A 12,808-nucleotide genomic window follows, 5' to 3' on the forward strand; every position below is an offset into this window, starting at 1 on the left:
CACGACACGGCCGTGAGACTGCGATCGAGAGCGCGTGTCGACGATGGAAGCTAACGATCGGGTCTCGACTCGCGTGGGGTACGGCCACGCACGATCTACGATGGCCTCATGACTGCCGATCCGACCACGCCCGCACCGTCGACCAGCTCGGCGAACTGGAAGAGGCGGGGCATCCTCGTCGGAGCCGGCATCGTCCTGTTGTTGATCGCGTACTTCATCCTGGCGGCATTTCTTCCGCGCTGGTGGAGTCTGCGGGTCGAAGAACTGGCCGACCGCACGTTCACCAAGGGCATTCTGTGGGGCCTGCTGTTCGGCATCGTCTGCACGTTCGCGCCGCTGGTGTTCTTCTGGAGCGCCTGGACGGTCCGCAAGGGTAGGGCGGGCAAGCAGCTTGCCATCGGGTCGGTCGTCCTCGCCGTCGTCACTGCGATTCCGAACCTGTTGACCCTCACCATTGTCCTCGGTACCAGCAATGCCGCCCATGCCGGTGAACGCACCCTCGACACCAGTGCGCCGGGTTTCCGCGGCGCAACGGCACTCGGCGCGATCATCGCCGTGGTTCTGGTTGCACTGCTCGTGTTCGTGGTGGTCCGGCGAAACCGTCGCCGTAGAGCTGGCGCTCTGTCGCAGTAAGCGTCTGCTCCAGCAGCAGCGCTATGGTCATGGGCCCGACGCCTCCGGGGACTGGAGTGATCGCTGAAGCGCGGTCCGCGGCGGCCGCGAATTCCACGTCGCCGACATTGCCTGCGTTGTATCCCGCGTCGATGACAACGGCACCGGGGGCGATCCACGAGCCTCGGACCAGCTCGGCGTGCCCGGCCGCGGCAATCACGATGTCTGCGCGCGCCACCTCGGCCTCCAGGTCAGCGGTTCTGGAGTGGCAGTAGGTGACTGTCGCGTTTCTGCCGAGCAGCAGGAGGCCCACCGGTAGCCCGAGTATCGGGCTGCGGCCGACCACGACGGCGCGCCTGCCCGAGATTTCGATGTCGTACGCATCGAGCAAGCGCAGAATTCCTCCCGGCGTGCACGATCGAAACCCAACCCCGCCGAACGCCGTTGCGGCCAAGGACGCCGTCGACGTCCTTGGCGGGCGTGATGGCGTCGAATGCCGCACGTTCATCGATGTTTTCGGGAACGGGATGTTGCAGTAGGAATCCGTTCACTGCCGGATCGGCCGATAGATTCTCGATGACGGCGATCAACTCGGACGTTGTCGTTCCGGCGTCCAATTCGACGCGTCGTGACCTGATGCCGACTTGCTCGCAACGCCGCGCCTTCATGTTCACGTATGTCCGTGATGCGGGGTCGTCCCCGACGAGAACAGTGGCCAGAACTGCGGTGGCACCGTTGCTTTCGAGTAGTGCCTCTGCCCGCGTCGCCGTGTGCGCCAAGATCTCTGCTGCGACCACTGCGCCATTCAAAATTTTCATCGGTCCTCCACACGATGGTCGTGTGAAACACCCAGGCGGTCGGCGTTTCCTTCGGTGAACTGATCGCAGCACTCCCCGGTGGTAACTCCACCTTCGCCAGTCATGCTGTGTGACAGAGACATTACCGCTATTCTCGACGCTTGTCATGGACGAAACCTGTTTGCTCTGTAGGGAAGTGACCGGAGAGATCGAGCTACCCGGGGACTTTCTCCATGCGTCGGACAGAGTCGTGGCGTTTCACCTTCCGGAACAGTCGATCGACGGCCTCGTGCTTCGGGGACATTCGATGGTCTCGCCGATTCGGCACACCGCGAACTTCGGGACTTTGACCGACGTGGAAGCGGCCGAGGTAGGGCAGACGGTCACGGCGGTCTCACGCACCCTCACGCGGCTCGGTGCCGAGTACGTGTATGTCGCGGCGATCGGGCACAGTCATCCCCACCTGCATGTGCACGTGATTCCTCGGTGGCCGGGTGTCGATGCGTCGGTCGAGTGGTTCGCAGTTCGGGACGAGCCTGGGCCACACAGAGTCGATGGGCTCGGTGCTGAGAGCTTCGCAGCCGAGATGAAGGGTTTGATGCCCGCCTGACGTCAGGCGCTGCGCAATACCGTCGGTTGGGTGACGACGCGGATTCCGGGCTCCGGGTCGAAGCGGTATCCGGTTCCTCTGACCGTGGTGATCAGTCGACCGAATTGGCCTAGTTTGGTGCGCACCCTCGACAGGTGGACGTCGACGCTGCGTCCGCCGTCGGATGTGTTGAGCTCGGATCTCGCAACGACGACGCGTGGATGCTGAGCCAGATACGCGAAGATCTCGAACTCGGTGTGACTGAGTCGAATGCTCTTGCCGCCGAGGATCACGTCGCGGGCGGGGATGTCGATGACCAGGGGCGCGTTCAGGTCGTTGACCCGTACATCGAATCGCGTGAGGATCTTTGCATGCGGCGCATAGCTTTTGGCGGCACTGCGAAGCGCATCGGCGAGTGCGTGCAACTGCGGTCGGGTCAATCCCTGCAGGGATGATGTGCCGGAATCGGAGATGTGGACAACGACGGTGGCTTCGGTGGTCATGCTGGAGAGCTCCTGAGACAAGGGTGTGCTGCGGATACCGGGCAGTTGGTCAGCGTGGGCAGCAACAGTTCTTGTTCACCGTCACAGGGTGATCGACGGCGGGCTCGTGCGCCAGAGATGCGCTCACCGTGATCGCAATTGTTGACCCCAAGACCGTCGACGTGTTGCGATCGGGCGTGACCGATGTATGCCGACCCCGCGCCGCCCTGTTCACCCGAGCCGTCGACTGGGATCATCCCGACGCCGAAGCCCTGCGCGCGGCGATGGCCGCCGAGGTGGGTCCCCGCTACGCAGACCGGTCCGCTCTGATGTCGAAGACCCAGGCCAACGCCGTCGACGAGAGCACTGTGCACCGGACGTTCGTCGTGTATCGCAGTGACTCGGAGGGGGATGCGCACGCCGTCGGACATGCAGCGCTGCGTTGGAACGGGGCGGACCTCGAGCTCAAGCGCATGTTCGTTCATCCCGACCATCGCGGCACGGGAGTATCGGCTGCCCTGCTGGAGGCGTCGGAGAATGCCGCCCGCGACCAGGGCCTGCCGCGGCTGATATTGCAGACCGGGGACAGACAGCCCGACGCAGTTCGGCTGTACGAGAAGAGCGGTTACACCCGAATCCCGGTGTTTCCTCCCTACGAGGTCCTGCCGTTCTCGAACACCTTCGAGAAGCGCCTGTAGTCAGGCTCGCACGGTCATGATCTCGGCACCGTCGTCGGTGATGACCACCGTGTGCTCGCTGTGCGCGGTGCGGCATCCCGTCGTACTGCGCAGAGTCCAGCCGTCGTCGTCGGTGACGAGCTCGTCGGTGTCTTCCATGATCCAGGGCTCCAGTGCCAACATCAGGCCGGGGCGAAGGCCGTAGCCGCGGCCCGGCCGCCCGTTGTTGGACACATGTGGGTCCTGATGCATCGTGGACCCGATGCCGTGGCCGCCGAATTGCATGTTGATCGGGTAGCCCGCCTCGCCGAGGACGGCGCCGATGGCATGCGAGATGTCACCGATCTTGTTTCCCGGACGTGCCGCTGCGATCCCCGCAGCCAGAGCCCGCTCGGTGGCGTCGATCATGGCGGTGTCTTCTTTTCGGGGCTCGCCGACTACGAAGCTGATGGCAGAGTCCGCTGCCACGCCGCCGAGGACCACGGCGAGATCGAGAGTCAGCAGATCGCCGTCGGCCAATGCGTAGTCGTGCGGAAGGCCATGCAGCACAGCGTCGTTTACGGAGGTGCAGATGTAGTGGCCGAACGGACCGCGGCCGAAGGAGGGCGCGTAGTCGACGTAGCAGGACGTTGCCCCGGCTCCGAGGATGATGTCTTTGGTCCACTCGTCGATCTCGAGCAGGTTGGTGCCGACGGTGGCACGCTCGCGGACGGTCTCGAGAATTTCGGCGACCAGAGCGCCGGATTTGCGTGCGAGGGGGATCTTGCTCGGCGGGAGAATTTCGATCATGGGGCACCTTTCGTGGGTTATGCGATAACTATACCGGTATAACTATACCTCTAGGTCGGGATGCTGCAGACTCTGAAGCCGATATGACCAGTGGACGTGTCCTCGGACGTTCCTGAGCGCGCCGACGTGCGATAGCGTCGACAGTAACTGGCGTGACACAGGTGCGATCCGCCACGGATCACCCCACGCCGGTCGCGGCGGGAGGCGTCGAATGCGCCCGTCGTCCACTCCCAGACGTTGCCGGTGCATTCGTACAGGCCGTACCGGTTGGGGTCGAATGTCTTTGTAGCGCAGGTGTACACGGTGTCGGTCGACGAGCCGGGAAAGTGGCCGCGCCAGGTGTTCATGCGAGAGAGATCCGGTTCGCTGCCCCACGGAAACGGTTGCTGCTCCAGCCCGCCCCTGGCTGCGAACTCCCACTGAGCCTCGGACGGTAGCCCTGTCCCGGACCACGCGCAGAATGCTGCGGCGTCGCGTCGGGACACGTGAGTCACCGGGTGATCCGGCAGGTCGCGGACGGCGTCGACCAACGATTTCGGCCCGGCCGGTGCCCGCCAGTTCGCCCCGGGAACAACGCGCCACCAGGGGGTCTCTGGAACGACGGGGGACCGGTCCGCGGAGGGGAGGGTGCCGGCGAACACGAGGGAATCTCCGAAGGTCTCGGCGTCGGTGACGAACCCGGTGGCATCGACGAATGCCGCGAACTCGCGCACCGTCACCGTGGTGATACCGATGGAGAAGCTGTCGACGGCAACTCGGCGCACCGGTCCCTCGAGGTCTTCGGGGTAGCTGAGTGGATCGTCGCTACCCATCAGAAACACAGTTCCGTTCAGGTCCGCCATCGCGGGCGCCACACCGGAGCTCGACATGCTGGTCGGGGCACCGACGCTCCCGTTGCGGCCGGGTGTACAGCATGCGGACATGTCCTCATGATCGCATCCTGAGCCGAACGATGTGCTAGGCAATAACAATGAGTGAAGAGAACGTCCTGATTGTTCACTGGCACGATCTGGGGCGTCACCTGGGCGCGTACGGGGTGCGCTCGGTATCGAGCCCGCGCGTCGACGCGCTTGCCGCTGAGGGAATCCTGTTCACCCGCGCGCATGCCACTGCGCCACTGTGCTCGCCCTCGCGGGGTTCATTGTTCACGGGACGCTACCCGCAGAGCAACGGGCTGGTCGGCTTGGCGCACCATGGGTGGGAGTATCGCCCAGGCGTGCAGACCTTGCCGGCTCTTCTTGGTGAATCCGGTTGGCAAACAACGCTGTTCGGTATGCAGCACGAAACTTCGTTTCCTTCGAGGCTGGGGTTCGAGACGTTCGATGTGTCGAACTCGTACTGCGAGTATGTCGTGGAAAAGGCGGACGAGTGGTTGCGTGAGGATCGCAGCCGACCTTTCCTGTTGACGGCGGGCTTCTTCGAGACGCACCGGCCCTACCCTCGGGAGCGATACACCCCGGTCGACGCCTCGTCGATCGAAGTTCCCGATTACCTGCCCGACACCCCGGAGGTCCGGGCCGATCTGGCCGAGTTCCACGGGTCGGTCGAGGTGGCGGACGCAGCGGTGGGGGAGCTGCTCGACACGCTCACCGAGACGGGGCTCGACGAGACCACCTGGGTCGTGTTCATGACCGACCACGGCCCGGCTTTCCCGCGCGCGAAGTCGACCTTGTACGAGGCAGGCACCGGAATCGCCATGATCGTCCGCCCGCCGAAGTCGCGCGGACTGCAGCCGAAGGTGTACGACGAGCTGTTCAGTGGGGTCGACCTCGTGCCGACGCTATTGGATCTGCTGGGGGTGCCGGTACCTGATGAGGTACAAGGACTTTCGCATGCAGCGCAGCTGACCGGAGATTCCGCGGTGGCTCGCGACCAGGTCTTCACGTCGAAGACCTACCACGACTCGTTCGACCCCATCAGGGCCGTGCGGACCAAGGATCACAGCTACATCGAGAACTACACGGATCGTCCGGAGCTGGATCTGCCCTGGGACATCGAGGAAAGCCCGTCCGGTCAGGCGGTTGCCGGTGCCGTGGCCGGTCCGAGAGCACGAACGGAGCTGTACGACCTACGTACCGATCCAGGAGAAACCGTCAACGTATACGGCGACCCGTCGTATCGCAGCGTCGCCGAGGATCTGGCAATGCGTCTGCACACGTGGCGTGAGTACACCCGGGACGTGATTCCGTCGGATTTCGTCGGAACCCGCATCTCCGATCGCTACACCCAGGACTACGTCGTCGTGCACGGGCTGAAGCCGACGTCTCGTTCTCCGCTCAGTTCCGAGCGGGGAATCGACGCTGCACATGATGGCGAATCAGGCAAGGGTTAAACGCTGAAAGATTGAAATAGCCTGTTGCGCGCGGTTGTTGGAGTTCGTTTACGCTCTCGTCCATGAGCGAACTTCCACGTTCCTATCTGGTGCTGGCATCGCAGCGCAGCGGCAGCACTCTGCTGGTCGAATCGTTGCGCGCGACGGGAGTGGCAGGCGAGCCGCAAGAGTTCTTCCAGTACCTGCCGACGACGTCACTGGCACCGCAACCGCGTGAATGGTTCGCCGGCGTCGAGGACGAATCGATACTTCGCCTGCTCGCGCCGCTGGTCCCGGGCACCCCGGCTACCGAGACCGCCGTGCAGTGGCGGGATCGAATTCGGGCGGCCGGGCGCAGCGACAACGGCGTGTGGGGCGGCAAACTGATGTGGAACCAGACACCGCTGCTCACCGGATGGGCTGACGCACTACCGGATCGGTCGGGCGAGGATCTGCTCTCGGCCATCCACGATGTCGTTGGCGAGGACGTACTTCTGGTTCACGTCAGGCGCGAAGACACTGTGGCGCAAGCGGTGTCGATGTGGAGAGCGGTACAGACGCAAGTATGGCGCGGCAGCGCCGATCCCGAGGTTGACGCTCGCGCCGAGTACCACGCCGACGGAATTGCACATCTGCATCGAATCCTCGTCGAGCAGGAACAGTCCTGGACGGGCTGGTTCGCAGAGGCTGGTGTGACGCCACTCGACGTCGGCTTCAGCGAACTCGCCCAGGACACGACCGGCCAGGTCGGGCGGGTGCTGGCGGCGCTCGGACTCGATCCAGCGTTGGCACCACCACCTGCGCTGAAGCGGCAGGGCGATCGCCGCTCAGACGACTGGATCGACCGCTACACGGCCGAAAGGGTGAGCGCATGAGTGCGAGTCTCGCGAATTCCGATCCCACCACCGTAGACGAGCTCAGGATTCTCGAGGCGGAGTCGGTCCACATCATTCGTGAGGTGGTGGCCGAACTCGAGCGGCCTGTACTGCTCTTCTCGGCGGGCAAGGACTCGATCGTTCTGCTTCGGTTGGCAGAGAAAGCGTTTCGGCCGTCGCCGCTGCCCTTCCCGGTTCTGCACGTCGACACGGGACACAATTTCCCCGAGGTCATCGAATTTCGAGATCGACGCGTGCAAAGTTCGGGGCACAAGCTGATCGTCGCGTCGGTGCAGGACTCCATCGACCGTGGCCGCTCCACCGAGGTCGGCGGGCCCAATGCATCACGCAACCGCCTTCAGACGCGAACTCTGTTGGACGCGTTGGAGGAAGGCCGCTACGACGCTGCGTTCGGTGGGGCGCGGCGCGACGAGGAGCGGGCCAGGGCAAAGGAGCGAGTGCTCAGTTTCCGCGATGAGTTCGGCCAGTGGGACCCGAGGGCGCAGCGCCCCGAACCGTGGTCGCTGTACAACGGGCGCATCCGCCGCGGCGAGCAGGTACGCGTCTTCCCGCTGAGCAACTGGACCGAGCTCGATATCTGGCGCTACATCGAACTCGAAGGCCTGGAGCTTCCGTCCATCTACTTCGCGCACGAGCGAGAAGTGTTCGAGCGGGACGGGATTCTGCTCAGCACATCGGAGTTCACCTCGCCCACCGAGCACGAGCGTGCGTCGACGGAATGGGTGCGCTACCGCACAGTCGGCGACCTGACGATCACGGGAGCTGTGCGCTCGCACGCAACCGACATTGCCGGCGTCATCGGAGAGATCTCCGCGGCGACGGTATCCGAACGGGGAGAAACTCGCGCCGACGACCGAACGTCGGTGGCCGCGATGGAAGACCGCAAGCGTGAGGGGTACTTCTGATGACACGGCAACTTCTGCGACTGGCTACGGCAGGCTCGGTCGACGACGGCAAGAGCACGCTGATCGGTCGGCTGATGTTCGATACCGACAGCCTGCCGCTCGACCACCTGGACGCGGTCACGAAGGACGGCGTTGCGGACCTGGCGGCACTGTCGGACGGGTTGCGCGCCGAGCAGGAGCAGGGCATCACGATCGATGTGGCGTACCGATTCTTCTCCACCGAATCGCGGAGCTACATCCTGGCCGATACCCCCGGTCACGAGCGGTACACCCGAAACATGTTCACCGGTGCGTCGACGGCCGACGTCGCAGTGCTGCTGGTCGACGCCAGCGCCGGGGTACTGCGGCAAACACGCAGGCATGCCAGGATTTCGACGCTGCTCGGCGTCGAACACCTGGTGGCCGCCGTGAACAAGATCGACCTCGTCGGCTATCGCGAGGATCGGTTCCGAGAGGTGGAGGCCGAGCTTCGTTTGCTCGCCGAGAGGTTGGGCGGCGTCGAACTGACGGTGATCCCGTTGGCCGCGAAGGACGGCGACAACGTAGTGCACCGCTCTGCGAATACCCCCTGGTACCACGGCCCGACTCTGCTCGAGCATCTCGAGAGCATCGAATTGGCCGCTCCTGCAGCGGAACCCGCTGAGTTACGTCTGCCGATTCAATGGGTGTCTCGACCGACCGCGGGGGAGCGACGTAGGTACACCGGCAGGCTGTCGGCCGGAACACTGTCCGTCGGCGACGAGGTGGTCGCGCTGCCGTCGGGGTCTCGTTCGACTGTGACCGGACTCGACACTCTCGACGACGATCGCACGACCGCTGTTGCACCACTGTCGATCTCGGTCCAGCTCGCAGACGATATCGACATCGGCCGCGGAGACGTCCTGGTCAGTGGTGTGGACGGTGCACACGAGCCGGTGCTCGCGCGGGAGATCGACGCAACGGTGTGCTGGTTCGGCGCGACTCCGCTGCGTGCCGGGGACCGCGTGTCGCTCAAACACACCGCCAGGACAGTCCGGGCGACGGTGCAGGCCTTGCACTCCAGGCTCGATCCGGAGACTCTGGACGAGAAGGACTCGCCGGTCGAGTTGTCGCTCAACGACATCGGTATCGTGACTCTCAGAACATCGTCGGTGATCGTGGCCGATCCGTACCTGGGCAACCGAGATGCCGGTGCGTTCATTCTGATCGACGAATCCTCGAACGACACAGTCGGTGCAGGCACCATCGCAGAGGCGAGGGAAGTCAAGCCCGGCGAGCAGACCCGAAACGACATCAAGTGGCACCCCTCGGCGCTCGATCGTGCACACCGCTGGGGCGCAACGGGGCAGAGCGGAGCAACCGTCTGGTTCACCGGGCTGCCGGCCTCGGGTAAATCGACAGTGGCGGTGGCGCTCGAACGCGCGTTGGTCGAATCGGGCCGTACCGCATACCTTCTCGATGGCGACAACGTGCGCCACGGACTGTCCGACGATCTCGGCTTCAGTCCAGGCGACCGAGCCGAGAACATCCGTCGCGTCGGGCACCTGACGCGACTTCTCGCCGATGCCGGGGTGGTGGCCATTGCCTCGCTCGTGTCGCCGTTGGAATCGGACCGCGCTATCGCTCGTGCACTGAACGACGCTGCGAAGCTACCGTTCGTAGAGGTCGCCGTCAGCACTCCGTTGGAAGAATGCGAGCGCCGCGATCCCAAAGGCCTGTACGCCCGCGCTCGGGCCGGCGAACTCAAGGGGCTGACGGGCATCGACGCCCCGTACGAAGCGCCGTCGAACCCGGACCTGACGATCGACACCACAGGAGCCGACATCGACGATCTGGTGCAGAAGGTCTTGGCGGTTCTGGAGGAACACGAGCGACGCGGGGGCACCAGGTGAGACCGTTCCTGTTGTCTCTGGGCACGGGTCGTTCGGCCGGCACCACCCCTGTGGAATCCTGACTTTCGTGTCCGCTCATCCTCTCGACGAACCCATTCGCAATTCTCTCGACGGCGCACTCTCTCGCTTTGCGGTCCGGCGCGGGCGGGTCATGCGGGCGGATCCCGAGGTGTCTCCGTTCCTGGTGCACCCGGACGTTCTCGATCCGCAGGACTGGGACGACATCGCTGCCCTGTTCGGACCGCGAACCGTGGTGGCACTGAACGGACCGGAACGCGAAGTGCCCGCGGGGTGGTCGCACGTGGAGACCTTCGGTTTGGTGCAACTCGTCGGCACGCACCTCGAGACGCGGCCCTTCACTGAGGCCGTCGAGCTCACGGCAGCAGACGTCCCTGAGATGCTCGATCTGGTTCGCCGCACCGAGCCCGGACCGTTCCTGCCCCGGACGATCGAGCTCGGCACGTACCTCGGTGTTCGACGCGACGGTGCTTTGATTGCGATGGCGGGCGAGCGTATGCACCCGCCCGGGTGGACGGAAATCAGCGCGGTGTGCACCGACCCGGCATTCCGAGGGCAGGGTCTGGCCACGGACCTGGTGCGCGCGGTCGGTCACGGTATCCGCGCCCGCGGAGAGGAGCCGTTCCTGCATGCATCGGCTGCGAACGTGCGCGCCATCGACCTCTACCTGTCCATCGGATTCGAGCTACGTCGGACCTCCCATCTGACATTGGTCCGAACGCCCGCACTGAACGCGGAGCATGCCGACTGACGAGTGCGATGGTCGATCAGTGGCTTCCGCTGGACGTGATGCGTCCCAAGAAGGACACTGCAGTGGTGCTGACTATCCGCCGCATCTCGCCGGTTTTCACCCCCGACGATCCTGAACTCGTTGCCCATCTGATTCGCGAGCGCATGGCCGCACGGCAGTGACGCGCCCCGACGAGCGGTTCACGCTCGCCAGCGAACGCACCTTTCTCGCGTGGCTGCGGACTTCGCTCGGGCTCCTGGCCGGCGGAATTGCGATCGTTCACCTCGTTCCCGATTTCAGTACGGGATGGGTGCGGACGGCACTCGGTCTGATTCTGATCGGACTCGCCGCCGCGGCACCGATCATCGGCTTGCGGCGGTGGATGCGTGTTCGCAATGCCCTCGAGAACGGTGCACCGATGCCGGAGTCTCGAGACCTGTGGATCTTCGCGATCGGTATCGGTGCGGTGGCTTTGCTGGCTGCAGTGGTCACAGTTCTGGGGATCCAGTAGTACTCGGTGGATCACTGCGGGTGCACAATCGAAGAACTAGGACGACCAACGACAGGAGTTCGGCGTGGCGCAGGGTCTCAAACTCGGTTACAAGGCATCGGCGGAGCAGTTCGGGCCGCGTGAGTTGGTCGAGCTCGGTGTTCTCGCCGAGCAGCACGGAATGGACTCCGCGACGGTCAGCGACCATTTCCAGCCGTGGCGGCACGAGGGCGGGCATGCACCGTTCTCGCTCGCCTGGATGACTGCCGTCGGTGAGCGCACCAACACGATCCAGCTCGGTACCTCGGTGCTCACCCCGACGTTCCGTTATAACCCGTCGGTCATCGCCCAGGCATTCGCGACGATGGGCTGCCTGTACCCCGGGCGCATCATGCTCGGTGTCGGTACCGGCGAAGCGCTCAACGAGATCGCTACCGGATTCACCGGCGAATGGCCGGAGTTCAAGGAACGATTCGCGCGCCTACGTGAGTCCGTGCGGTTGATGCGCGAGCTGTGGCTCGGCGACCGCGTCGATTTCGAGGGCGAGTACTACACGACCAAGGGCGCGTCGATCTACGACGTCCCCGAGGGCGGCATCCCGGTGTACATCGCGGCCGGCGGACCCGTCGTGGCGCGGTACGCCGGACGCGCGGGCGACGGATTCATCTGCACCTCGGGCAAGGGCATGGAGCTCTACACCGACAAGCTCCTTCCGGCTGTGGAAGAGGGCGCAGGTAAGGCCGAGCGCGACGCCGGTGAGATCGACAAGATGATCGAGATCAAGATCAGCTACGACACCGATCCCGAACTGGCGCTGGAGAATTGCCGCTTCTGGGCCCCGCTGTCGCTGACGCCCGAGCAGAAGCATTCGATCGACGATCCGATCGAGATGGAGAAGGCCGCCGACGAGCTGCCGATCGAGCAGGTTGCCAAGCGGTGGATCGTGGCATCGGATCCGGACGAGGCAGTGGAGAAGGTCAAGCAGTACACCGACGCCGGCCTGAACCACCTGGTGTTCCACGCTCCGGGTCACGATCAGAAGCGGTTCCTCGAACTGTTCGAGAAGGATCTCGCGCCGCGCCTGCGGAAGCTCGGCTAGTTACGAGGAGCCCCGAGATCGGCCGCGAGTGCGAACAGTCGCATGTCGCGGTCGGTCCTGGTCTCGTATTCGCCGTACACCTCGACCATCGCGTCGAACTGGCGGTAGATGCGGGCCTTCGCGTCGCCGGTGATTCGGGTGGCCGTCACCGGAATCTTCTTGCCGCCGATGGCCACCACGGCCTTCGGATCGGCGAGGAGGTTGGACGTCCATGCCGGGTGATGTTGCTGACCGAAATTGGATCCGACGACATAGATCTTGTCGGCCTCCCGGTAGTACAGCAGCGGGCTCGTCCTCGGCTTGCCGGATTTGCGGCCGGTCGTGGTCAGCAGTACCACCGGAGCGGCGATCGGGCCGAGCACGGTGAAGCGACCGTCGGATTTGGTCAGCAACCATCGGTCGACGCCTGCGAGATTGCGGATGACCCACGAACCGGGCTTCGTCGACGCGAACTTCACGGCGGGCTTGCGGATGAACGAGGTCTCGCTGCCCCAGCGCACATCCGGGAACGGTGAATCGGCCATGGTTCATAGGACAACCGG

The 12,808-nt window shown here is 64.4% G+C and carries 16 protein-coding genes, 1 pseudogene and 1 riboswitch; of the genes and pseudogenes, 11 read left to right on the forward strand and 6 right to left on the reverse strand.

Features of this window, described 5'->3' with window-relative positions:
• Positions 1 to 108: 108 nt before the first annotated feature.
• Complete coding sequence (locus BH93_RS05670) at positions 109 to 633, forward strand: hypothetical protein (RefSeq protein WP_037172036.1); 525 nt, start codon at positions 109 to 111, stop codon at positions 631 to 633.
• On the opposite strand, the gene BH93_RS28215 is transcribed toward BH93_RS05670, so the two are convergent.
• Both BH93_RS28215 and BH93_RS28220 read right to left on the reverse strand, forming a co-directional pair.
• On the reverse strand, positions 548 to 1,120 hold the full coding sequence (locus tag BH93_RS28215) for a hypothetical protein (protein WP_242459128.1): 573 nt from the start codon (positions 1,118 to 1,120) through the stop codon (positions 548 to 550). The genes BH93_RS05670 and BH93_RS28215 overlap by 86 nt on opposite strands.
• Before the next feature lie 13 nt (positions 1,121 to 1,133).
• A pseudogene (locus tag BH93_RS28220) lies at positions 1,134 to 1,430 on the reverse strand (tetrahydrofolate dehydrogenase/cyclohydrolase catalytic domain-containing protein); the annotation flags it as partial.
• Positions 1,431 to 1,452: 22 nt separating this feature from the next.
• Positions 1,453 to 1,544, reverse strand: a riboswitch (ZMP/ZTP riboswitch).
• Between the two features lie 61 nt (positions 1,545 to 1,605).
• Here BH93_RS28220 and BH93_RS05680 point away from each other — a divergent pair.
• On the forward strand, positions 1,606 to 2,019 hold the full coding sequence (locus BH93_RS05680; protein WP_242459129.1) for an HIT family protein: 414 nt from the start codon (positions 1,606 to 1,608) through the stop codon (positions 2,017 to 2,019).
• Positions 2,020 to 2,021: 2 nt separating this feature from the next.
• Here the strand turns inward: BH93_RS05680 and BH93_RS05685 are convergent, their stop codons facing one another.
• Complete coding sequence (locus BH93_RS05685) at positions 2,022 to 2,501, reverse strand: winged helix-turn-helix domain-containing protein (protein WP_032380229.1); 480 nt, start codon at positions 2,499 to 2,501, stop codon at positions 2,022 to 2,024.
• Between the two features lie 263 nt (positions 2,502 to 2,764).
• Between BH93_RS05685 and BH93_RS05690 the strand changes: the two genes are divergently transcribed.
• Positions 2,765 to 3,178 carry a GNAT family N-acetyltransferase gene (locus BH93_RS05690; protein ID WP_080738942.1) on the forward strand — a complete coding sequence of 138 codons (414 nt, stop codon included), beginning with the start codon at positions 2,765 to 2,767 and terminating at the stop codon, positions 3,176 to 3,178.
• Here the strand turns inward: BH93_RS05690 and map are convergent, their stop codons facing one another.
• Positions 3,179 to 3,946 (reverse strand): type I methionyl aminopeptidase, encoded by a 768-nt coding sequence (gene map / locus BH93_RS05695; protein ID WP_037172033.1) that lies wholly within the window; start codon positions 3,944 to 3,946, stop codon positions 3,179 to 3,181. It abuts the gene before it with no gap.
• A 50-nt stretch (positions 3,947 to 3,996) separates the two neighbouring features.
• Positions 3,997 to 4,869 (reverse strand): SUMF1/EgtB/PvdO family nonheme iron enzyme, encoded by an 873-nt coding sequence (locus BH93_RS05700; protein WP_080738921.1) that lies wholly within the window; start codon positions 4,867 to 4,869, stop codon positions 3,997 to 3,999.
• A gap of 47 nt (positions 4,870 to 4,916) precedes the next feature.
• On the opposite strand from BH93_RS05700, the gene BH93_RS05705 reads away from it, so the two are divergent.
• The 8 genes from BH93_RS05705 to fgd all read left to right on the forward strand — a co-directional run bounded on the left by BH93_RS05705 (position 4,917) and on the right by fgd (position 12,266).
• A complete protein-coding gene (locus tag BH93_RS05705) occupies positions 4,917 to 6,278 on the forward strand; it encodes a sulfatase family protein (RefSeq protein ID WP_037172031.1) in 1,362 nt (453 codons plus the stop codon).
• Positions 6,279 to 6,340: 62 nt separating this feature from the next.
• Positions 6,341 to 7,132 carry a trehalose 2-sulfotransferase gene (gene stf0, locus BH93_RS05710; RefSeq protein WP_037172029.1) on the forward strand — a complete coding sequence of 264 codons (792 nt, stop codon included), beginning with the start codon at positions 6,341 to 6,343 and terminating at the stop codon, positions 7,130 to 7,132.
• Complete coding sequence (gene cysD / locus BH93_RS05715) at positions 7,129 to 8,058, forward strand: sulfate adenylyltransferase subunit CysD (protein WP_032380234.1); 930 nt, start codon at positions 7,129 to 7,131, stop codon at positions 8,056 to 8,058. Before stf0 ends, cysD begins: the two co-directional genes overlap by 4 nt.
• Positions 8,058 to 9,929, forward strand: coding sequence for an adenylyl-sulfate kinase (cysC, locus tag BH93_RS05720; RefSeq protein ID WP_037172027.1), 1,872 nt, complete (start codon positions 8,058 to 8,060; stop codon positions 9,927 to 9,929). The genes cysD and cysC overlap by 1 nt, the downstream gene beginning before the upstream one ends.
• 67 nt (positions 9,930 to 9,996) lie before the next feature.
• Positions 9,997 to 10,698, forward strand: coding sequence for a GNAT family N-acetyltransferase (locus tag BH93_RS05725; protein WP_155290876.1), 702 nt, complete (start codon positions 9,997 to 9,999; stop codon positions 10,696 to 10,698).
• Positions 10,699 to 10,706: 8 nt separating this feature from the next.
• Positions 10,707 to 10,859 carry a hypothetical protein gene (locus BH93_RS05730; RefSeq protein WP_155290875.1) on the forward strand — a complete coding sequence of 51 codons (153 nt, stop codon included), beginning with the start codon at positions 10,707 to 10,709 and terminating at the stop codon, positions 10,857 to 10,859.
• Entirely contained in the window at positions 10,856 to 11,188 is a 333-nt protein-coding gene (locus BH93_RS05735) for a YidH family protein (protein WP_037172025.1), read from the forward strand. Before BH93_RS05730 ends, BH93_RS05735 begins: the two co-directional genes overlap by 4 nt.
• 64 nt (positions 11,189 to 11,252) lie before the next feature.
• Positions 11,253 to 12,266, forward strand: a complete 1,014-nt coding sequence (fgd, locus tag BH93_RS05740; RefSeq protein WP_032401751.1) for a glucose-6-phosphate dehydrogenase (coenzyme-F420) — start codon at positions 11,253 to 11,255, stop codon at positions 12,264 to 12,266.
• On the opposite strand, the gene BH93_RS05745 is transcribed toward fgd, so the two are convergent.
• Positions 12,263 to 12,790 (reverse strand): nitroreductase/quinone reductase family protein, encoded by a 528-nt coding sequence (locus tag BH93_RS05745; protein WP_037172023.1) that lies wholly within the window; start codon positions 12,788 to 12,790, stop codon positions 12,263 to 12,265. The genes fgd and BH93_RS05745 overlap by 4 nt on opposite strands.
• Between the last annotated feature and the right edge of the window lie 18 nt (positions 12,791 to 12,808).

Origin of the sequence: Rhodococcoides fascians A25f, assembly GCF_000760935.2 — a bacterium.
Classification (GTDB): domain Bacteria; phylum Actinomycetota; class Actinomycetes; order Mycobacteriales; family Mycobacteriaceae; genus Rhodococcoides.